At 59.8% G+C, this 21,241-nt stretch carries 19 protein-coding genes; 14 read left to right on the forward strand and 5 right to left on the reverse strand.

The genetic code is table 11. From position 1 onward, the window contains the following. Nucleotides 1-130: 130 nt before the first annotated feature. Complete coding sequence (locus tag HBO23_RS28970; protein ID WP_099548866.1) at nucleotides 131-418, forward strand: SelT/SelW/SelH family protein; 288 nt, start codon at nucleotides 131-133, stop codon at nucleotides 416-418. Between the two features lie 3 nt (nucleotides 419-421). Here the strand turns inward: HBO23_RS28970 and HBO23_RS28975 are convergent, their stop codons facing one another. Together HBO23_RS28975 and HBO23_RS28980 are read right to left on the reverse strand one after the other, a co-directional pair. Further along, nucleotides 422-1,306, reverse strand: coding sequence for a DMT family transporter (locus tag HBO23_RS28975; RefSeq protein ID WP_170040623.1), 885 nt, complete (start codon nucleotides 1,304-1,306; stop codon nucleotides 422-424). Between the two features lie 276 nt (nucleotides 1,307-1,582). Next, nucleotides 1,583-2,332, reverse strand: coding sequence for an AraC family transcriptional regulator (locus HBO23_RS28980; protein ID WP_169984830.1), 750 nt, complete (start codon nucleotides 2,330-2,332; stop codon nucleotides 1,583-1,585). Between the two features lie 137 nt (nucleotides 2,333-2,469). Here HBO23_RS28980 and HBO23_RS28985 point away from each other — a divergent pair, with 137 nt between their 5' ends. Next, entirely contained in the window at nucleotides 2,470-3,279 is an 810-nt protein-coding gene (locus tag HBO23_RS28985) for a UDP-2,3-diacylglucosamine diphosphatase (protein ID WP_017134916.1), read from the forward strand. Between the two features lie 130 nt (nucleotides 3,280-3,409). Here the strand turns inward: HBO23_RS28985 and HBO23_RS28990 are convergent, their stop codons facing one another. From HBO23_RS28990 to phhA, 3 genes are all read right to left on the reverse strand, one after another. After that, nucleotides 3,410-4,603 (reverse strand): amino acid aminotransferase, encoded by a 1,194-nt coding sequence (locus tag HBO23_RS28990; protein WP_170040624.1) that lies wholly within the window; start codon nucleotides 4,601-4,603, stop codon nucleotides 3,410-3,412. Further along, a complete protein-coding gene (locus tag HBO23_RS28995) occupies nucleotides 4,603-4,959 on the reverse strand; it encodes a 4a-hydroxytetrahydrobiopterin dehydratase (protein ID WP_017134918.1) in 357 nt (118 codons plus the stop codon). The genes HBO23_RS28990 and HBO23_RS28995 overlap by 1 nt, the downstream gene beginning before the upstream one ends. Before the next feature lie 97 nt (nucleotides 4,960-5,056). Continuing rightward, the gene (gene phhA / locus HBO23_RS29000; RefSeq protein ID WP_017134919.1) at nucleotides 5,057-5,863 is read right to left on the reverse strand and encodes a phenylalanine 4-monooxygenase; all 807 of its coding nucleotides are present in this window, start codon (nucleotides 5,861-5,863) and stop codon (nucleotides 5,057-5,059) included. Between the two features lie 257 nt (nucleotides 5,864-6,120). Between phhA and HBO23_RS29005 the strand changes: the two genes are divergently transcribed. The 12 genes from HBO23_RS29005 (at nucleotide 6,121) to fliD (ending at nucleotide 21,225) form a co-directional block, all read left to right on the forward strand. After that, entirely contained in the window at nucleotides 6,121-7,686 is a 1,566-nt protein-coding gene (locus HBO23_RS29005; RefSeq protein ID WP_017134920.1) for a sigma-54-dependent phenylalanine hydroxylase transcriptional regulator PhhR, read from the forward strand. A gap of 306 nt (nucleotides 7,687-7,992) precedes the next feature. Further along, complete coding sequence (locus HBO23_RS29010; protein ID WP_017134921.1) at nucleotides 7,993-8,733, forward strand: flagellar basal body rod protein FlgF; 741 nt, start codon at nucleotides 7,993-7,995, stop codon at nucleotides 8,731-8,733. Between the two features lie 67 nt (nucleotides 8,734-8,800). Next, nucleotides 8,801-9,586, forward strand: a complete 786-nt coding sequence (flgG, locus tag HBO23_RS29015; protein WP_170040625.1) for a flagellar basal-body rod protein FlgG — start codon at nucleotides 8,801-8,803, stop codon at nucleotides 9,584-9,586. Nucleotides 9,587-9,639: 53 nt separating this feature from the next. After that, entirely contained in the window at nucleotides 9,640-10,335 is a 696-nt protein-coding gene (flgH, locus tag HBO23_RS29020) for a flagellar basal body L-ring protein FlgH (protein WP_017134923.1), read from the forward strand. Nucleotides 10,336-10,362: 27 nt separating this feature from the next. Beyond that, on the forward strand, nucleotides 10,363-11,451 hold the full coding sequence (locus tag HBO23_RS29025; RefSeq protein ID WP_225933067.1) for a flagellar basal body P-ring protein FlgI: 1,089 nt from the start codon (nucleotides 10,363-10,365) through the stop codon (nucleotides 11,449-11,451). Nucleotides 11,452-11,455: 4 nt separating this feature from the next. Further along, a complete protein-coding gene (gene flgJ / locus HBO23_RS29030) occupies nucleotides 11,456-12,727 on the forward strand; it encodes a flagellar assembly peptidoglycan hydrolase FlgJ (protein WP_170040626.1) in 1,272 nt (423 codons plus the stop codon). A 10-nt stretch (nucleotides 12,728-12,737) separates the two neighbouring features. Then, complete coding sequence (gene flgK / locus HBO23_RS29035) at nucleotides 12,738-14,783, forward strand: flagellar hook-associated protein FlgK (protein ID WP_170040627.1); 2,046 nt, start codon at nucleotides 12,738-12,740, stop codon at nucleotides 14,781-14,783. A 14-nt stretch (nucleotides 14,784-14,797) separates the two neighbouring features. Continuing rightward, on the forward strand, nucleotides 14,798-16,399 hold the full coding sequence (locus HBO23_RS29040) for a flagellar hook-associated protein 3 (RefSeq protein WP_170040628.1): 1,602 nt from the start codon (nucleotides 14,798-14,800) through the stop codon (nucleotides 16,397-16,399). Between the two features lie 279 nt (nucleotides 16,400-16,678). Next, entirely contained in the window at nucleotides 16,679-17,608 is a 930-nt protein-coding gene (locus tag HBO23_RS29045) for a ketoacyl-ACP synthase III (RefSeq protein WP_170040629.1), read from the forward strand. A gap of 285 nt (nucleotides 17,609-17,893) precedes the next feature. After that, a complete protein-coding gene (locus tag HBO23_RS29050) occupies nucleotides 17,894-19,312 on the forward strand; it encodes a flagellin (RefSeq protein WP_170040630.1) in 1,419 nt (472 codons plus the stop codon). 74 nt (nucleotides 19,313-19,386) lie between these two features. After that, nucleotides 19,387-19,737: a flagellar protein FlaG gene (locus HBO23_RS29055; protein ID WP_170040631.1), complete on the forward strand. Its 351-nt coding sequence runs from the start codon at nucleotides 19,387-19,389 to the stop codon at nucleotides 19,735-19,737. An 81-nt stretch (nucleotides 19,738-19,818) separates the two neighbouring features. Then, entirely contained in the window at nucleotides 19,819-21,225 is a 1,407-nt protein-coding gene (gene fliD, locus HBO23_RS29060) for a flagellar filament capping protein FliD (RefSeq protein WP_170040632.1), read from the forward strand. Nucleotides 21,226-21,241 lie beyond the last annotated feature (16 nt).

A 21,241-nucleotide genomic window follows, 5' to 3' on the forward strand; every position in this document is an offset into this window, starting at 1 on the left:
CTTGCGGGTTTGCTTGCGCTTGCCAGCGTACTCGGCGTCGGCGAAGGTCATCTGCTTCATCGGGAAACTCGGTGGGTGGGGTCGCGGTATTTTGCCAAATCAGAAAGTCTTTTTCAGAGTTTCCCTAATTATGTCTGCCAGCAAACCCGAGATCGTCATCACCTATTGCACCCAATGCCAATGGCTGTTGCGCGCGGCGTGGCTGGCCCAGGAATTGTTGAGTACATTTGCCGATGACTTGGGCCGTGTGGCGCTTGAGCCAGCCACCGGCGGGGCGTTTCGCATCACCTGCGACGGTGTGCAAATTTGGGAGCGCAAGGCCGACGGCGGCTTTCCAGAGGCCAAGGTACTCAAGCAGCGCGTGCGCGACCAGATCGACCCGCAGCGCGACCTGGGGCACAACGACCGCCAAGCCTGAAGGCTACGCGGTGGCTGCCGGCTGTTTGGCCTGGCTGGCACTGCCCATCAAGCCTGAGAGCACGATGGCGACAATGATCAGCGCGCCGCCCAGCAGCATGCGCAAGGTCGGGGTTTCGGCAAACAGCAGCCAGGCCGCGGTGATGCCATAGACCGGCTCCATGGCGAACACCACGGACGCGGTGCGCGCCTTGATCACCGCGAGGCTGGCGACAAACAAGCTATGGGCCAGGCCGGTGCAGAACACCCCGAGCAGACCGATCCACAGCCAGTCAATCGCACGTACATCCGCCAGGCCCGGTGCTGCGACTGGCAGCAGGCACGCCGCGACCACCACGTTCTGGCACAGCGCAGCCTGCACCGCCGGAATGCGCCCGGAGCTGGCGCGGTTGTTCAGCGACAGCAGCGAGAACAACAGGCCCGAGAGAATCCCCCACAGCAGGCCGCCCGTGGCTTGGCTGGCGAGGTCGAAGTCTGGCGTGACCAACACCAGGCCCACCGTGACCAGCGCAACCAGCAACACTTCGTTGGCGCGAATGCGCTCACGGAAGATCAGCCCTTCAAGCATCACGGTAAAGGCCGGGAACGCGGTGAAGCCAAGGGTGGCGACGGCCACCCCGGCGACTTTGACGGCAATGAAGAAGGTCACCCAATGCGCCGCCAGCAGCACGCCACTGACCACGAGGCGACGCCAGTCGCGCATCTCCAGGGTTTTCCAGGTGGTGTTGCTGGCAAATCGCGCAAAGATCGCCAGGGCGATTACGGCAAAGGCGGCGCGACCAAACACGATGATGGCCGGCGAGGCGGCTGCCAGCTTGCCGAAAACACCAGTGAGGCCAAACATCAGTGCGCCGATATGCAGGGCGCCAAGGGCTGAGCGGGGAGTCATTGCGATCCTTGAAACAACGGGGGTGACAGAATCGCAGTCTAGAGGTTCGAGGGCGCCGGTGTCTGTCGCGGACCTCGCGAATCTTAGCGCCAGCCTCTCATCATAATCATCCCATTAGGCAACGAATAACCTGTGGCGAGCAGGCTTGCCCTGCGTTGGGTTGCGAAGCGACCCCAAAAATGGGACTGCTGCGCAGTCCAACGCGGGGCAAGCCCGCTCGCCACAGTGACGGTGTTCGCGGTTGGGATCAGCCGCCTGGGCGGTCAGCGTTGATGATTACGATGAGCGGCGTAAGGTGCCCGGTGAGGCGCCAAACTCACGCAACATGGCGGCAGAGAAGGCACTTTGCGAGGCGTAGCCGACGCGCTCGGCAATTTCGCCAACGGGCAGTGGCGTCTCGCGCAGGAGCTTCAGCGCCATGTGCAGACGACGGCCGCGCAGGTAGTCCATGGGGGTTTGCCCGCACTCGGCCATAAAGCGCGCATGCAGGCGCGCTACCGAGAGATCGGCAATACGCGCCAGATCGGCCACCTGCAACGGGTGCGCAGCATGGCGTTCGATGTGCGCATTGAACGCGGCATACGGCAAACGCTTGCCCGGTAGCGGTTGGGCCAGCGGATGATTGAGACTGGCCAGCAGCAACACCGCGCCTTGCTGGGCGATCAGCGGGTCATCCACCGGGCTGTGTGCCAGCCATTGCACCAACTGGCTTTGCCGGGCGTCCAGTGTCAGTCGCGCCGGTTGATCGAGCAGGCGGCGACTGGTGTCGGCGTGCTCGCCCAAGGACTGCGCCACCCAATGTTCGTCGGGCACATCCAGCACCAGGCAGCGGCTGCCGTCGCGACTGCCGCAGGCATGGTGGGCCGAGAAGGGCAGCACCATCACGCTGCTGGCGTGCACCTGGCTGCCCAGGCCATCGACTTCCAGGTCCAGATGCCCCGACAACCCGAACACCAGTTGGGCGTGGTCATGGCTGTGGGCGAGCGGCTCTTCAATGTAGTGGCGCAGCGTGAGGGTCGGTCTCATCGCGGTCTCCTGGGCAGCAGGCCTGCAGTCTACAACGCTTCAAGGGCTTTGATCGCTGTCATCAGACTGACGCACAGTTGTCATGGGCTATTAACCGCCTGGGCGCAAGCTCGCGAAAACACCGTCGAGGGATGCCCATGACCAGTGCCGAGTTCGCCAAACCCAGCCGCAAACAACGGGTTCGTACCCTGTGGATCTCCGACGTGCACTTGGGCACCCGGGATTGCCAGGCCGAGCACCTGTCACAGTTCCTCAAGGGCTACCACGCCGACAAGGTCTACCTGGTCGGCGATATCATCGACGGCTGGAAAATGCGCGGCGGCATGTACTGGCCTCAGGCTCATACTAATGTGATCCGCCGCCTGCTGACCATGGCCAAGCGCGGCACCGAGGTGATCTACGTCACCGGCAACCACGACGAATTCCTGCGCCGCTACTCCAAGCTGATCCTGGGCAATATCCAGCTGGTGGACGAGGCCGTGCACGTCACTGCCGATGGCCGCCATCTCCTGGTGATTCATGGTGATCAATTTGATGTGATCACCCGATACCACCGTTGGCTGGCGTTCCTGGGCGATTCGGCCTATGAGTTCACCCTCACGCTCAACCGCTGGCTCAATCACTGGCGTGCGCGGTATGGCTATGGCTACTGGTCGCTGTCGGCGTACCTGAAACACAAGGTCAAGACGGCGGTGAGTTTTATCAGTGATTTCGAAGAGGCGATCGCCCACGAAGTGACCAAGCGCGAGTTGCATGGTGTGGTGTGCGGGCATATTCACCATGCCGAGATTCGCAAGGTGGGCGAGGTGGACTACCTTAATTGCGGGGATTGGGTGGAGTCGTGCACCGCGTTGATCGAGCACTGGGATGGCAGTATCGAGTTGTATCGGTTGGCGGATGCGCAGGCTAAAGAGGCGCTGCTCAAAGCTGAGATGGTTGCGGGCTAGAAGGTTCGCACGGTCAAAAATGTGGGAGCTGGCTTGCCTGCGATGGCGGTTGTTCAGTCAACTTATTCAGTGACTGACACACCGTAATCGCAGGCAAGCCAGCTCCCACAATTTGATTGGATTTCTTCAGTTACTTCGAGACGTCGGCGATGGCCTCGGCCAGTAATGCCAGGCGTGTCGCGTCAATACCCGCCACATTCGCCCGCCCCGAACTGACCATATACACGCTGTGCTTCTCGCGCAGTTGCTTGACCTGCTCAGCACTCAAACCGGTATAGGAAAACATCCCGCGCTGCGCACCAATATGCGCAAACTTCTCGGCCAGCCCGTGGGGCGCCAGCGCCTCCACCAGCCCGGAGCGCAGCTGGGCAATGCGTGAACGCATGGCCTCGACTTCATCGCTCCAGCGCTTTTTCAGCTCGGCGTCGCCCAGGATGGTCGCTACCACTGCGGCGCCATGATCCGGCGGCGTCGACCACAGGTTGCGCGCGATATTCGCCAGTTGGCTGCGCACGTCCGTGAGCTTCTCGGCGTCTGCCGCGCACACGATCAGCGCGCCGACACGGTCGCTGTACAGGCCGAAGTTCTTCGAGCAGGAACTGGTGACCAGCACTTCCGGCAGCTCGGCGGCAAACAACCGTACCGCCCAGGCGTCCTGCTCCAGGCCGTCGCCAAAGCCCTGGTAGGCGAAGTCGATCAATGGCAGCAATTGCCGTTCGCGCACGATGTGCAACACCTGGCGCCAGTCGTCCTGGGACAAGTCAAAACCGGTCGGGTTATGGCAGCAGGCATGCAACAACACCACGTCGCCTGTGGGCACGGTGGCCAGTGTTGCGAGCATCGCGGCCACGTCCAGGCGGTTATCCGCGCCCACATACGGGTAATGGCTGACCTTGAGCCCGGCCTTGGCGAAGATGGTTTCGTGGATCGGCCAGGTCGGGTTGCTCAGCCACACGCCGCGGTCGGGCAGGTTTTGCGCGATAAAGTCGGCACTCAGGCGTAGTGCGCCGGTGCCGCCAGGGGTTTGCGTAGCACCGGCGCGACGTTCGCGAATCAGCGCTGAATCGGCGCCCAGCACCAGCTCACTGATCAGCGAACCGAAGGCCGCATTGCCATGGCCGCCGATATAGGTCTTGGTGGTTTGCGTGTCCACCAGGCGCTGTTCGGCCAGTTTTACCGAGTGCGGAATCGGCGTCAGGCCCTGGTCGTCCTTATACACACCCACGCCCAGGTCGAACTTGTTCGGGTTGGCGTCCTGAGCATACAGGTCCATCAGCCCGAGGATCGGGTCCCCGGGCACGCGGCCAATGGCATCAAAATGCATTACTTGCGGCCCTCGGCGTCCTTGGCCACTTCGTCGGTGCGCGCGGCCATGATGAAGTCGTTGCGGTGCAGGCCTTTGATCGAGTGGCTCCACCAGGTCACGGTGACTTTGCCCCACTCGGTGAGCAGGCCCGGGTGATGGCCTTCGGCTTCGGAGATTTCACCCATGGCGTTGGTAAAGGCCAGGGCGAACTTGAAGTTCTTGAACAGGAAAACCTTTTCCAGCTGCATCACGCCGTCGCGTACTTCGATGTTCCAGTCGGGAATCTGCTTTATCAGTACCGGCAGCTCTTCGTCGCTGACTTGTGGGGCATCGGCGCGGCAGGCTTCGCAGTGGGCTTGGTTCAAGGTGGTCATGGGGGTGTCCTGAATTCGAAAGATTGAGATCAGTGGGCGTTACCCTAAAGCAACGCGAGGCCAGGGAACAGATTCACCTGGCCTCAAAATGTAAGGTTCAAGCAGCTTCGGGTTTGGGCGGCACTGCCTTTGGGGTGAAGAGCGGCGCATGCAGACCCAACTGCATACCGCGCTCGACCATGCCCATGATGTCTTCCTGCGCCACTTCAAACAGGCGCTTAAGCTCGGGCAGTACGAAGTACAGCGGTTGCAGGATGTCGATGCGATACGGCGTACGCATTGCTTCCAGCGGGTCGAAGGCCTGGTGTTCGGGTTCATCCGACAGGCAATACACGCTTTCTTTAGGCGACGACAAGATGCCGCCACCGTAGATGCGTCGACCTTGCGGCGTGTCCACCAAACCGAATTCGATGGTCATCCAGTACAGGCGCGCCAGGTACACGCGTTGCTCTTTGGTGGCCGCGAGGCCGAGCTTGCCGTAAGTGTGGGTGAACTCGGCAAACCATGGGTTGGTCAGCAGCGGGCAGTGGCCAAAGATCTCGTGGAAAATATCCGGCTCTTGCAGGTAGTCCAGTTCTTCGCGGGTGCGAATAAAGGTCGCCACCGGAAATTGCTTGCTGGCGAGCAATTCAAAGAAGGTCTGGAAGGGGATCAGTGCGGGGACGCGGGCAACTTGCCAGCCGGTGGTTTCGGCCAACACCTTGTTGATCTCACCCAGTTGCGGGATGCGGTCCAGGGGCAGGCCGAGCTTGTCGATGCCGTCCAGGTATTCCTGGCAGGCGCGCCCCTCGATCACTTTCAATTGGCGCGTGATCAGGGTGTTCCACACCGCGTGTTCTTCCGGCGGGTAGTGGATAAAACCTTGCGCATCGGGCTCGCGGGCCACGTAGTGCGTCTGCTTCATACGGCTCTCCTGCTAGGCATTCGTTCTTGTTATGTCCTGCGATGAGCCTATTGATAACGCGGAAGGCGACGGATTCCATCGGGCTTCGGTGCTTGCGCGTAGGAAAAGTTACCGTTATTCGTAAAGTTTTCGTTACGGTATGCCGGCCTCTCGTTGTCTTGGGCTGGGAAAAGGTCACAAGCTGTCACATAATCTTGACGACTATCTGCGCCCAGCGGCAAAAAGACCCGGCGCTTTCCCACCATTTGGGCTTTTTCATGCGTATTAAAGTGCACTGCCAGAACCGTATCGGCATCCTGCGGGACATTCTCAACCTGCTGGTGGAATACGGCGTCAACGTCGCCAAAGGCGAGGTAGGCGGTGAACATGGCAACGCCATTTACCTGTTTTGCCCCAACCTTGTGAACATGCAGTTCCAGGCGCTGCGCCCGCAATTCGAAGCAATTGCCGGGGTATTTGGCGTTAAAAGGGTAGGGCTGATGCCCAGCGAACGTCGGCATATGGAGCTCAATGCGCTGCTCGGCGCTCTGGAGTTTCCGGTGTTGTCGATTGATATGGGCGGCTCCATCGTCGCCGCCAACCGCGCGGCGGCGCAGTTGCTCGGGGTGCGGGTGGACGAGGTGCCGGGCATTCCGCTGTCGCGTTATGCCGAGGATTTCGACCTGCCGGAGTTGGTGCGTGCGAGCAAATCGCGCATCAACGGCTTGCGGGTCAAGGTCAAGGGTGACGTGTTTTTGGCGGACATCGCGCCGCTGCAGTCTTCCGAACACGACGACAGCGAGGCCATGGCCGGTGCCGTGCTGACCCTGCACCGTGCCGACCGTGTGGGCGAGCGTATCTACAATGTGCGCAAGCAAGAGCTGCGCGGCTTCGACAGTATTTTCCAAAGCTCCAGGGTCATGGCCGCGGTGGTGCGCGAAGCCCGGCGCATGGCGCCGCTGGATGCGCCGCTATTAATAGAAGGCGAAACCGGCACCGGCAAAGAGTTGCTGGCACGCGCTTGCCACTTGGCCAGTCCGCGCGGGCAATCGCCCTTGATGGCGCTCAATTGCGCGGGCCTGCCGGAGTCGATGGCCGAGACCGAGCTGTTCGGCTACGGCCCCGGCGCATTTGAAGGGGCGCGGGCCGAGGGCAAGTTGGGCCTGCTGGAGCTGACGGCGGGCGGTACGTTGTTTCTCGATGGCGTGGGGGAAATGAGCGCACGCTTGCAGGTGAAATTGCTGCGCTTTTTGCAGGACGGCTGCTTTCGCCGGGTGGGCAGTGATGAAGAGGTGTACCTCGATGTGCGGGTGATCTGTGCCACCCAGGTGGACCTGTCGGAACTCTGCGCCCGTGGCGAATTCCGTCAGGACCTGTATCACCGGCTCAACGTGCTGTCGCTGCATATCCCGCCGCTGCGTGAATGCCTGGATGGCCTGGCGCCGCTGGTTGAGCACTTTCTTGACCAGGCCAGCCGACAGATTGGTTGCCCGCTGCCCAAGCTGGCGCCGGCGGCGATGGACCGGCTCAGTCACTACCATTGGCCGGGCAATGTGCGGCAGTTGGAAAACGTGTTGTTTCAGGCGGTGTCGTTGTGCGACGGCGGCATGGTCAAGGCTGAGCATATTCGCCTGCCGGATTATGGGGTGCGCCAGCCCCTTGGGGATTTTTCCCTGGAAGGCGGGTTGGAGAACATCGTTGGGCGGTTTGAAAAGGCGGTGCTGGAGGCTTTGTACGCCGAGCACCCGAGCAGTCGGCAGTTGGGTAAGCGCCTAGGCGTGTCGCACACCACGATCGCGAATAAGTTGCGTGATTACGAAATTCTGAAGAATGAACGCGGTTAAACCTGTGGGAGCTGGCTTGCCTGCGATGACGGTGGGTCAGTTGGCTCATGTGTCGCTGATACACCGCTATCGCAGGCAAGCCAGCTCCCACAGTTGATCTTTGTCGTCCTTAAGACCGGTGCTTGCCGCAGGCGGCAGTAGTCCGCCGTTTTTTCGACTCTATCCCTGCCACCTAATCTCTAAGCCTGCCCGCAAACCCCCGCCGTACATGGACTTCAATCTATTTTCAAAAGTTGGTTCGCAAATTGCTTAAGCCTCATCAGAGCAACGGTGGGCGGCAAGCGTCCGTCAGAAAGAGGATAGAGCGTGGACAAGTACCTTTATGTGGCAATGACCGGCGCCAGCCAGAATGCACTGGCGCAAAAGGCCCATGCCAACAATCTGGCGAACATTTCCACCAACGGTTTCCAACGGGACCTGGAGCAGGCGCGTTCGATGCCGGTGTTCGGTGACAGCTTTCCGGCGCGGGCATTTGCCATGACCGAACGGCCGGGCACCGACTTCTCCCAGGGCGCCATGATTGAAACCGGTCGCGACCTCGATGTGGCGGTCAGCGGTGACGGCTGGATGGCCGTGCAAACCCCGGATGGCGGCGAAGCCTACGTGCGCAGCGCCAGCATGAATGTGGATGCGTTGGGCGTGTTGCGTGCCGGCAACGGCATGCCGGTGATGGGCAACGGTGGCCCGATTGCCGTGCCGCCCGAGCAGAAAATCGAAGTGGGCGCCGACGGCACCATCAGCATCCGCGCCATGGGCGAAGGCCCGCGCGTGATGGCTGAAGTGGACCGCATCAAGCTGGTCCAGCCCGACCTCAAGAACATGACCAAGGGCCTGGATGGCGCCATCCATACCAAGGATGGCAAACCGGCCCAGGCCGACGCGAACGTGCGGCTGACCTCGGGTTTCCTGCAGGCGAGCAACGTCAATGCGGTGGAAGAAATGACCGCCGTGCTGTCGCTCTCCAAGCAGTTCGAGTTGCACATCAAGATGATGAACAGCGCTAAAGAAGACGACCAGGCCATGACCCGCGTTCTGTCGATGAGCTGATTGCCGGTTTACTGAAGACTAATTTTGCAGCACAGCGCCAACAAACAGGCGCACGAAGGAGAACACTATGCTTCCGGCTCTATGGGTTGCCAAAACAGGTTTGGCCGCGCAGGACACCAACCTGACCACCATTTCCAACAACTTGGCGAACGTGTCGACCACGGGTTTCAAACGTGATCGCGCCGAGTTCCAGGACTTGCTTTATCAGATCAAGCGCCAGCCAGGCGCCCAGTCGACCCAGGACAGCGAACTGCCGTCGGGCCTGCAACTGGGTACCGGTGTGCAGATCGTCGGCACCCAGAAGAACTTCAGCGCCGGTAACCTGCAGCAAACCAACCAGCCGCTGGACATGGCCATCAACGGCCGGGGTTTCTTCCAGATCCTGCAGCCGGATGGCACTACTTCCTACACCCGTGACGGTACTTTTCACCTCGACTCCAATGGCCAGATCGTCACCGCCAACGGCTTCGCGCTGGAGCCGGCTGTGGTGGTTCCAGCCGATGCCAAGACCTTTACCGTCGGCACCGACGGCACCCTGTCTATCACCGTGGCCGGCAACCCGGCGTCGCAAGTGATCGGCAACCTGCAAACCGCCGACTTCATCAACCCGGCCGGCCTGCAGGCCATGGGTAACAACCTGTTCCTGGAAACAGCCTCCAGCGGCGCGCCGCAAATCGGCACCCCAGGTCTCAACGGCTTCGGTACCACCCTGCAGCAAACCCTGGAAACCTCCAACGTCAGCACGGTTGAGGAGATGGTCAACATGATCACCACCCAACGCGCCTACGAGATGAACTCCAAGGTGATTTCCACCGCCGACCAGATGCTTTCGTTCGTAACGCAGAATCTGTAATCAAGTCTATGGGGCGCCTTTTGCGGCGCCTGCAACACCGTGAGGTAAGGGTCATGAATCGCTATGTTTCTGTTCTGGCATTGAGTGGGATCGCCGTGCTCGCGGGCTGTGTCGCCCCGACGCCAAAACCCAATGACCCGTACTACGCGCCGGTGTTGCCGCGCACGCCGTTGCCGGCGGCGGCCAACAATGGCTCGATTTACCAGGCCGGTTTCGAACAGAACCTGTACAGCGACCGCAAGGCCTTCCGTGTGGGTGACATCATCACTATCACGTTGAACGAGAAGACCCAGGCCAGCAAGAATGCCAACTCGCAGATCGGCAAGACCAGCAAGACCGGCATCGGCCTGACCTCGCTGTTTGGTGGCGGCCTGACCACCAATAACCCTTTGGGCGATGGCGACCTGAGCCTCAACGCCGGTTACAGCGGCGACCGTGCCACTAATGGCAAGAGCGCGGCGGGGCAGGGCAACAGCCTGACCGGTTCGATCACCGTAACGGTGGCGGATGTATTGCCCAACGGCATCATCGCCGTACGCGGTGAAAAGTGGATGACCCTCAACACCGGCGACGAGCTGGTGCGTATCGCGGGCATGGTGCGTGCCGATGATATTTCCACCGACAACACCGTGCCGTCCACGCGCATTGCCGATGCACGCATTACCTACTCGGGTACGGGTTCGTTTGCTGATGCGAGTCAGCCGGGCTGGTTCGACCGTTTCTTCCTTAGCCCGCTGTTCCCTTTCTAGGTGGCCATTTTGAACCTCAAACAGCTGATGGCTGCCGCGTTATTGCTGGCCTTGAGCGCAGGAGCACACGCCGAGCGGTTGAAAGACATCGCCAGTATTTCCGGCGTGCGCTCCAACCAATTGATCGGCTACGGGCTGGTGGTGGGGCTTAACGGTACGGGTGACCAGACCACCCAGACGCCGTTCACCCTGCAGACCTTCAACAACATGCTCTCGCAGTTCGGCATCAAGGTGCCGCCTGGGTCGGGCAACGTGCAGCTCAAGAACGTCGCGGCCGTGTCGATCAGTGCCGACTTGCCGGCGTTCTCCAAGCCGGGCCAGGTGGTGGATATCACCGTGTCCTCCATCGGTAACTCGAAAAGCCTGCGCGGCGGCACCTTGCTGATGACGCCGCTCAAAGGTATCGACGGCAACGTCTACGCCATTGCCCAGGGCAACCTGGTGGTCGGCGGTTTTGACGCCGAGGGCCGTGACGGCTCGAAAATCACTGTGAACGTGCCATCCGCCGGCCGCATTCCTGGCGGCGCCACGGTTGAACGCACCGTGCCCAGCGGTTTCAACCAGGGCAACAGCCTGACCCTGAACCTCAACCGTTCGGACTTCACCACCGCCAAGCGTGTGGTCGACAAGATCAACGACATGCTCGGCCCTGGCGTAGCACAAGCCATCGACGGCGGCTCGATCCGTGTGACGGCGCCGCTCGACCCAAGCCAGCGTGTCGACTACCTGTCGATCCTGGAAAACCTTGAAGTCGACCCGGGCCAGGCAGTGGCCAAAGTCATCATCAACTCGCGCACCGGCACCATCGTGATCGGCCAGAACGTCAAGGTCTCGCCGGCGGCGGTCACCCACGGCAGCCTGACCGTGACCATCACCGAAGACCCGATCGTCAGCCAGCCCGGGCCGCTGTCCAATGGCCAGACGGCAGTGGTACCGCGCTCGCGGGTCAATGCCCAGCAAGAAGCCAAGCCGATGTTCAAGTTCGGCCCCGGAACTACCCTGGATGAGATTGTCCGCGCGGTGAACCAGGTGGGCGCAGCGCCCGGCGACTTGATGGCGATTCTCGAAGCTTTGAAACAGGCCGGCGCCTTGCAAGCCGACCTGATCGTGATCTAAGGCCATGGCCATGGATATGCACAAAAGCGGGTTCACCAGCACGGCGGATTCGGGGTCTTACTCCGACCTCAACCGGCTGAACCAGCTCAAGGTCGGCGCCGACAAGAACAGCGAAGGCAACATGCGCAAAGTGGCGCAGGAGTTCGAGTCGCTGTTCCTGAGCGAGATGCTCAAGTCCATGCGTTCGGCCACCGAGGCGCTGGGCAAGGACAACCCGCTGAACACCCCGGCTGCCAAGCAGTATCAGGAAATGTACGACCAGCAGTTGGCGGTCTCGATGTCCCGCGAAGGCGGTGGTATCGGTTTGGCTGACGTGCTGATGCGCCAGATGCAGAAGAACAAGCCGGTCGAGGCGCAGTCCTCGACCTTGCAAGGCCCGGCGGCGGCCGAGCCGGTCAAGGCCAAGAAGGTTGATGTGCCGACTGAAATCGCCGCCGGCACCCTGGCTAATGGCCCGTTGGGGCGCTCCAATGGCCAGCGGCCGTTGTGGGCTTACCGCGTTGCAGAGCCGCAAGGCGCCAGTGCGCACACCAACGACATGGAACTGATGAACCAGCGCCGCATGGCGTTGCCGAGCAAGCTGACCGACCGCCTGCTGGCCGGCATCGTGCCGAGCACTCAGCCCGCCACGCAGGCCGCGAGTGCGCCACTGCGTAACAGCGCCGCCACCGATAACGTGGTCAACAGCACCGCGCGCAACTTTGCCGTGCCGAGCGGGCGCATGCAGGTTTATGGCCGAGCGATTGCCCAGCCACCGCTGGCGCCGGCGAAAAAAGCCTTCAGCTCGCAGGATGAATTTGTCGCCACCATGCTGCCGATGGCCAAGGCGGCCGCCGCGCGCATCGGCGTGGATCCCAAGTACCTGGTGGCCCAGGCCGCGCTGGAAACCGGCTGGGGTAAATCGGTGATGCGCGCCGAGGACGGCAGCAGCAGCCACAATCTGTTCGGCATCAAGGCCGGGCAGAGCTGGCAGGGCGGCCAGGCGCGTGCAATCACCAGCGAGTTTCGTGATGGGTCGATGGTCAAGGAAACGGCGCAATTTCGCTCCTACAACTCCTACCAGGACAGCTTCCACGACCTCGTGACATTGCTGCAAAGCAATGATCGCTATAAAGAAGTTGTGAAATCAGCCGACAACCCGGAACAGTTTGTACGCGAGTTGCAAAAAGCCGGATATGCAACCGACCCGGACTACGCCAGCAAGATTTCGCAGATCGCCAAAACGATGAACAGTTACCAGAATTTCGCTGCCGCTGGCGCAACCACACATTTATAAGGTCTGAACCATGAGTTTGCTCAGTATCGGGATGTCAGGACTCAATGCCGCTCAAGGCTCGTTGTCGGTCTTGAGTAACAACATTGCCAACGTCAATACCCCGGGATACTCGCGCCAGCAGACCACCCAGAATGCTAACGCCAACAACCCGTATGGCGGCGTATTCATCGGTAGCGGCACGACCCTGGCGGATGTGCGCCGGGTCTACAACGAGTTCCTTGATCAGGCCTATCAAAACAGCACGTCGCTCAATAACGATGCTAAGGCCTACTCAAGCCAGGCGAGTGCGATTGATAAGACCCTGTCGGACAAGACCACCGGCATGTCCTCGGTGCTGAGTGCGTTTTTCGCCGCAGTACAGACCTCGTCGGCCAACCCGAGCGACGTGTCTGCCCGACAAGTGCTGTTGACCAGCGCCCAGACGCTGAGCAACCGTTTCAACTCGATCTCCAACCAGTTGAACCAGCAAAAAGAGTCGATCAACGGCCAGTTGAGCACTATGAGTGATCAGGTCAACCAATTGACTGCCTCGATTGCTTCGCTCAACAAGCAGATCACTCAGGTCCAGGGGTCAAGCAACAGTGCCCCGGCCAACCTGCTGGACGCTCGTAATGAAGCCGTGCGCTCGCTCAATGAATTGGTGGGCGTCACTGCCAGCGAGAAGAACGGCGTGTTCAGCGTCAGCACCGGCACCGGCCAGTCGCTGGTGCTGGGTGATCAGTCCAACACCATTTCTGCGGTGCCGAGCGCCAGCGACCCGAGCCAGTACACCATCCAGCTCAACGCTGGCGGCGGTACGGCGATTGACCTGGGTAATGTGCTCAGCGGCGGAAGCATTGGCGGCTTGCTGCGTTATCGCAGCGATGCGTTGATGCCCGCCATCAACGACCTGGGGCGTATTGCGATTGCCACTGCCGATACCGTCAACAGTCAATTGGGCCAGGGCCTGGATTTGAACGGTGACTTCGGCACGTCGCTGTTTAAGGACATCAACAGCGCGGCGGCCATTGCGCAACGCAGCCAAGGTGCGGCGGGCAACAGCGTCGGTTCCGGCAACCTGAATGTGAGCATCAAAGACAGCAGCAAGCTGTCGACATACGACTATAAAGTCACCTTCACCAGTGGCAGTAACTACACCGTGATGCGTTCCGACGGTAAAGCCATGGGCGCATTCGACACCACTACCACGCCGCCGCCGGTCATTGACGGGTTCACCCTGGCCTTGGACGGCAAAGGGCCGGTGGGCGCTGGCGACAGTTTCAAAGTCAGCCCGACCGCCAACGGCGCTACCAATATCGGCACAGACCTGACGGATGCCAATAAAATTGCATTCGCCGGGCCGTTGCTGGGCGAGGGCAGCAAGACCAATCAAGGTACCGGCACCTTTACGCCACCGACTCTGACCTTGCCTATCGACATTCACGGTGGTGCGGACACCGCTCAACTGCGTACCGGGATTGAACATTCGATGCCGGTGAAAATGGTATTCGGCAAGCCGGCTGCTGATGGCACGCAGGCCTACACGCTCAACGATTCTCAGGGAAATCCGATCGGCAGCGGCACTATCGTTCCGGGTCAAAGCAACAAAATCACCATCAACGTACCGATGCGTGATGCCAACGGCGCGTTGGTATCGCCAGCCAAGAGCTTCAAGTTTGATACGACCGTGGGCGGCTCGCCGGCCGATGGCGACAGCACCACGTTCTCTTTCAACGCTTCGGGCAAGTCGGACAACCGCAATGCTCAAGCGCTGCTGGACTTGCAGACCAAAGCCACAGTCGGTCTGTCGGACGGCAGCGGCGGCGGTGTGAGCCTGGTGGCGGCCAACAGCCGACTGGTATCGACCGTGGGGGCCAAGGCGGCGTCGGCGATTACCGACACCACGGCTACCGGTGCGTTGCTCAAGGCCAACCAGGACGCACGCAACTCAGTGTCCCAGGTGAACCTGGATGAAGAGGCGGGCAACATGATCAAGTTCCAGCAGTACTACACCGCGTCGTCGCAGATCATCAAGGCTGCGCAAGAAACCTTCAGCACATTGATCAATAGTCTTTAAGGGAGCCTGGGACGATGCGTATTTCTACTGCTCAATATTTTGAAACCAGCTCCACCAAGTATTCAGATAACTACTCCAGTGTGGTCAAGGCCCAGGAGCAGGCCAGCTCCGGTGTGCGTGTGCAAACCGCCGCGGATGATCCGGTAGCGGCGGCGCGTTTGTTGTTGCTGCAACAGCAAAAAGACATGCTGGGCCAGTTCAGCGGCAACGTCACCAGCCTGAAGAACTCCCTGACCAACGAAGAAAGCGTACTGAGTTCGATCGACGATGCCATGCAGCGCGCCAGCCAGTTGGCCTTGCGTGCCGGTGGTTCGATCAGCGACGCTGATCGCCGGTCTATCGCCAGCGAGATCGGCGCGATTGAAAATCAGGTACTGGGGCTGCTCAACAGCAAAGACTCGTCCGGCAACTATATGTTCTCCGGCTCCAAGTCCCAGACCCCGCCGTATTCGCGTAACAGCGATGGCACCTACAGCTATCAGGGCGATGAAACGCCGCTGAGCCTGCAGGTTTCCAATACACTGAATGTCAGTGCTGGTGATACCGGCAAGACCATTCTGGAAGGCGCAGCAAACTCTGGGCGTACCCAGGCCACGTGGCTGCCACCGGTGCCGCAGACGGTGCCGCCTACGGTCAACGATAACAAGGTCGCGCTGTCGGCCGGGTTGGTCACTTCGGGCATCGACTACACCAAGAAATTCGCCGATGGCCAGCCTTACAAGCTGACCTTTACCAGCAGCACGCAATACAAAGTGGCCGACAAGGACGGCAACGACGTGACGTCCGAGATTCCGGGCAACGGCACGTTCGATGCCACCAAGGAAGGCAGTACCAGCGTTGCGTTGCGCGGTGTGAAGTTCGACATCACGTTGAACCTGGGCGATGTCGCGCCCGGCGCCAACTCTGATGCACTGGTCAAGGATCGTTCGTTCAGCCTGGAAGCCAAGCCGGATACCTTCAGTGTCTCGCGCACGCCAAGCAATGCCTCCACCGCACAATTGACCGGTGCCCGTGTGTCCAATCAGGCGGACTACGCCAGCACGTTCCCGGCCAACAGTGGCGCGGTTATCAAGTTCACCAGCGCCACCGCCTACGAGGTGTACGCCCAGCCTTACTCGGCCGACAGCAAGGCCATTGCCACCGGTGATACCGGCGGCGGTACAACGGTCACGGCGGCTGGGGTGACGTTTGATGTGAATGCCGGGCCACCGCAGGCGGGTGATCAGTTCTCAGTCGGTGCCAGTACCAAGAAAACCCAGAACGCGCTGGATACCCTCAGCCAGTTGCGTCAGGCACTGGAGCAACCTGCCGACAACAATCCGGCGGCGGCGATCAAGCTCAAGGATGTCCTGGATGCATCGATCAGCAACCTGGCCAATTCACGTACCCAGCTCGATAACGTGCGCGGCTCCATCGGTGCGCGGCAGAATGCCCTGGATATCCAGGCCGGTGAAAACACCAGTATTGGCTTGGCCAATACCAGCACCATGAGTGATCTGGCCAACATCGACATGGGTGAGGCGGCGATCAACCTGACGTTGCAGCAAACCATGCTGCAGGCGTCGCAGCTGGCTTTCGTGAAAATTTCCCAGTTGACCCTGTTCAGCCGCATGTAAATTCATCGCGAATACGCAGCGGCCCAGCCTGGAAACAGGCTGGGCCGTTGTCGTTTGTGCGGCTTAATTGTTTGAAGGTTTTGCACAAAGCACACAAAATTGAGTGACCTGTGAGTCATAAAGCGCATCTTCACTGTATCGTGTGAAAAGGATAAGTCGTCGCCAGGTCGTTGCGCGCAGGCTTTCAGCGAGATTTTTGTGGGGTTATCCCCTTTATTGTCAGCGCCCCCGACACCGTTCGCGGGGTGTTCTCCAGCTATTTAGTATTGGGAAGCCACAATGATTGGCATAAAAAGCATCGCCAGTTACGTGCCGGCAGACGGGATCGATAACTACGCCCAGGGTGCCAAATTCGCCAAGGATGAAGAATTCATCATTGGCAAGATCGGTTCGGCGTTCTTGCCGCGCAAGGAAGCCGCGCAGGAAACCTCCGATCTGTGTGTCGAGGCGGTCAACGCTTTGTTTGCCAACAACCCGGATTTGAAGCGTGAGTCGATTGACGCGCTGATCGTCGTGACCCAGAACGGCGACGAAGAGGGTCTGCCCCACACCGCCGCCATCGTTCAGGACAAGCTCGGCCTGCCGACCCATGTGGCCGCCTTCGATATTTCCCTGGGCTGCTCCGGCTATGTCTACGGCATTTACGCGATGAAGGGTTTCATGGAAGCCGCTGGCCTGAAAAACGGACTGCTGATCACCGCCGACCCGTATTCGAAAATCGTCGACCCAGAAGATCGCAACACCACCATGTTGTTCGGCGACGCCGCCACCGCCACCTGGATGGGCGAAGACGCGCCATGGTTGCTGGGCAAGTCCAAGTTCGGCACTGATGGTTCCGGCGCACCGCACCTGAAGGTCAGCGACGGCGTGTTCTTTATGAATGGCCGCCAGGTATTCAACTTTGCCTTGCTAAAGGTGCCGGCGCATTTGCACGAGTTGCTCAATGAGTCCGACCTCAAGGCTGACGACATCGATGCGTTCTGCATTCACCAAGGCAGTGCGGCGATTGTCGATGCCGTGGCGCGGCGTTTTGAAGATGCGCCGGTGGACAAGTTCATCAAGGACATGGTCGAGACCGGTAACACCGTGTCGTCAAGCATTCCACTGCTGCTGGAGAAGCACGTGATGGGCGCGACCTGGAAGCGCGTGGCGATCAGTGGCTTTGGTGTGGGCCTGTCCTGGGGCTCGGCGATTCTCTATCGCCCGTGACGCTTTAATAGCCTGAACGCGCTCTACGAGCGCTTCATAAAAAAACGCCGATGATCGACCGATCATCGGCGTTTTTTATTTGGCGCCAGAAAAGCCAATGAATCCGGGGTTTTGAGCTACCGTAAACCCTTGAAATGCAAGGGATGGCATAGGGCTAGTAAAAAATTTCAAAAAAACCCTCAAGCAACCGGCTCCCACGACGATAACTATTACGTAGGTTCTCAGGCCACACCCGGCGGTTGCCAGGGCCGGAAGCCGCAGTATCCATCCAACGAGGATTTCGTCATGGCTTTAACAGTAAACACCAACATTGCTTCGATCACTACTCAGGGCAACCTGAACAAAGCTGGCGGCGCCCTGGCCACTTCCATGCAGCGCCTGTCTTCCGGCCTGCGTATCAACAGCGCTAAAGACGACGCCGCCGGCCTCGGTATCGCTAACCGCATGACCAGCCAGATCAACGGCCTGGGTCAAGCTGTAAAGAACGCCAACGATGGTATCTCCATCGCGCAGACCGCTGAAGGCGCAATGCAGGCTTCGACCGACATTCTGCAAAAAATGCGTACCCTGGCTCTGTCCTCGGCTACCGGCTCCCTGAGCACCGACGACCGTAAGTCGAACAACGACGAATACCAGGCTCTGACTTCGGAACTGACCCGTATCGCTCAAACCACTACTTTCGGTGGCCAGAAGCTGCTGGACGGTTCGTACGGTACCAAAGCTATCCAGGTTGGCGCCAACGCTAACGAAACCATCAACCTGTCCCTGGACAACGTTGCAGCCAACAACATCGGTTCGCAGCAGATCAGCAGCCTGGGCATCGCTCCGAGCACTACGGGAGTTGCAGGTGGCCCAATCGCCGTAACCGGTAACGGCCAGACTGCCTCCGTTACTATCGGTGCTAAAGCTTCTGCTCAACAAATTGCTGCCCAGCTGAACGGTGCTATCGGTGGTCTGAGCGCTACCGCCAGCACCGAAGCACAGTTCGTGGTCGGCGGCGCTGCTGCTACCGCTCCGGCTTCGTTCACCATGACCGTTGGCGGCCAAGCCACTACGTTCGTTGGCGTGACTGACACCGCCAGCCTGGCAGAACAGCTGAAGTCCAACTCGGCCAAACTGGGTATCAGCGTTAACTTTGACCAATCCAAAGGCACCCTGTCGGTTAAATCCGACACCGGCGAAAACCTGACTTTCAGCTCTTCGACTGCTGCCGGTTCGATCACTGTTGCCACTAAAAACGGTGCCGGCGCTTACGGCACTGGTATTGCCCTGGCCGACGGCCTAATCGCTACCGGCGCTGTGAACTTGAACTCCTCGAAGGGTTACTCCTTGGAAGGTGCTGGTGTGACCGATGTCTTCGGTGCCGCTACTTCGGCTGCTTCGACCAAGACCCTCGTATCGCAGACCGACGTGACTGACGCCACCAAGGCCCAGAACGCTGTGTCCGTGATCGACCAGGCTATCGCTACCATCTCCAGCTCCCGTTCGGGCCTGGGTGCGGTACAGAACCGTCTGACCAGCACTGTGGATAACCTGTCCAACATCCAGAAAAACAGCACCGCTGCTCGCTCCACCATCCAGGACGTCGACTTCGCTTCCGAAGCCGCTGAACTGACCAAGCAGCAAACCCTGCAGTCCGCTTCCACTGCGATCCTGTCGCAGGCTAACCAGCTGCCATCCGCTGTACTGAAGCTGCTTCAGTAATCACGGCACTTGGTAACTGACGGAAGGGCGCGTTTACGTGCCCTTTCGTCTTTTCCAATCAGAGGAGATTGGGCATGGACATGAATGTAAAGTTGAACTTGTCTTATCCGCCGCTGGCCACTCAAGGCAGTGCGGCACCTGTGGTTGCTGACAAAGACAAGAGCAAGGTTGAGCCGGCCGCGCCAACCGCAGACGCGTCCCAAAAGGGCGATCTGGAAAAAGCGGTCACTGATATTAAAGAATTCGTACAAGCGGCCCAGCGTAATCTGGATTTTTCTATTGATGATTCCACCCACAGGGTTGTGGTCAAGGTCATTGCCACCGACACCGGTGAAGTGATCCGCCAGATTCCCTCGGAAACTGCCTTGAAGCTGGCGCAAAGCTTGTCCAGCGCCAGCCACGTGTTGTTTGACGACAAGGCTTAAGCTGGCATGAAATTTGTTGCTGCTACGACTTGAAGTGTTGTTCGTCAAGATAACGGCAGCCACCGGAACAGGAGAAAGATGATGGCGGGTACAACGATTACGGGCGTGGGATCGGGCTTCGATACCCAGGCGATTGTGAAGTCCCTGGTGGATGCCGAGCGCGCGCCGAAACAGGCGCAGATCAACACCCAATCGCAAAAGGCAACTACCCAGCTGTCGTCGATCGGCAAGATCCAGGCTGCCCTGGACGCCTTCCGTGGTGCGCTGACCAGCATGGGCACCGATAACAGCTTCAGTGGCTTGACCGGTACGTCTTCGGATGAAAAGGTCGCCACCATGACGGCTAACCCGGGGGCTGCGAACGGTAGCTTTTCGTTGATCGTCAACCAGCTGGCCACACCGTCGAAGCTATCGACCAAAACGTTTGTCGGTGGCCAGTCGACAGTCGTGAACGCCGGCACCACGCCGACAACGCTGACCATCTCGCAGTCGGGCAAGAACTTCGACCTGAGTGTGCCGGCGGGCGCGACGCTGCAACAGGTGCGTGATTCGATCAACACCACGTTCGGCACCGCCGGCTTGAGTGCCAACATCCTCACAGACTCCACGGGTTCGCGTCTTATTCTGACCTCCACCAATGGCGGGGTTGGTTCGGACCTGACGATGTCGGGCAACTCTGGGATTGATACCGGCTACACGGTAGTCAGCCCGCCTCAGAACGCCAAGTACACCATTGATGGTATTGCGGCGGAGTCCAAATCCAACAGCATCACGGATGCGGTGAGTGGGGTGAGCATTAAATTGCTGTCGCTGTCGCCTACGGTCACGGCCAACGATCAGACTAAAGACGCGCCACGTACGGCCATGACCATTTCGGTCACCACCAGCACCACCGCGCTCAAGTCCGGGGTCAAGGGCTTCGTCGACACTTATAACGCCCTGCTCAAGGCCATGAACGCCGAGACCAAGGTCACCAAAGATGCTGCCGGTAACTCCATTGCCGCGACCCTGACCGGCGACTCGACCATGCGCACCTTGCAGGCGGCGATCCGTAACGAGTTCAACTCACTCTCCGGCAACGGTACCATCAAGTCCCTGGCGCAATTTGGTGTCACCACCGACCAGGATACAGGCGCGCTGAGCATCGACAGCAAGCAGTGGGACAAGGCGGTGCTGACCAATGCCGCCGATATCAACAGTATCTTCAGCGGCAAGACCGGTCTGCTCGCACGCTTGACGGCCGCGACCGACTCCTACGCCAAGCCCACCACCGGGATTCTGGCGACACGCACGACGTCGTTGGCCGACAGCCTGAAAGATCTGACCAAGCAGCAGACCGATCTGGATGAGCGTCTGACGACGATGCAAGACGCCTTGACCCGCAAGTACACGGCCATGGATACCCTGGTGGCGCAGTTGCGCCAGCAGAGCAACAGCATTCTCGGCACGCTCAATGCGATCAGTAATTCGAAAAGCAGCAGCAGCTGATTGATCGCATAAAAAA

Origin of the sequence: Pseudomonas sp. WS 5532, assembly GCF_012985445.1 — a bacterium.
GTDB classification, from domain to species: Bacteria; Pseudomonadota; Gammaproteobacteria; order Pseudomonadales; family Pseudomonadaceae; genus Aquipseudomonas; species Aquipseudomonas edaphica.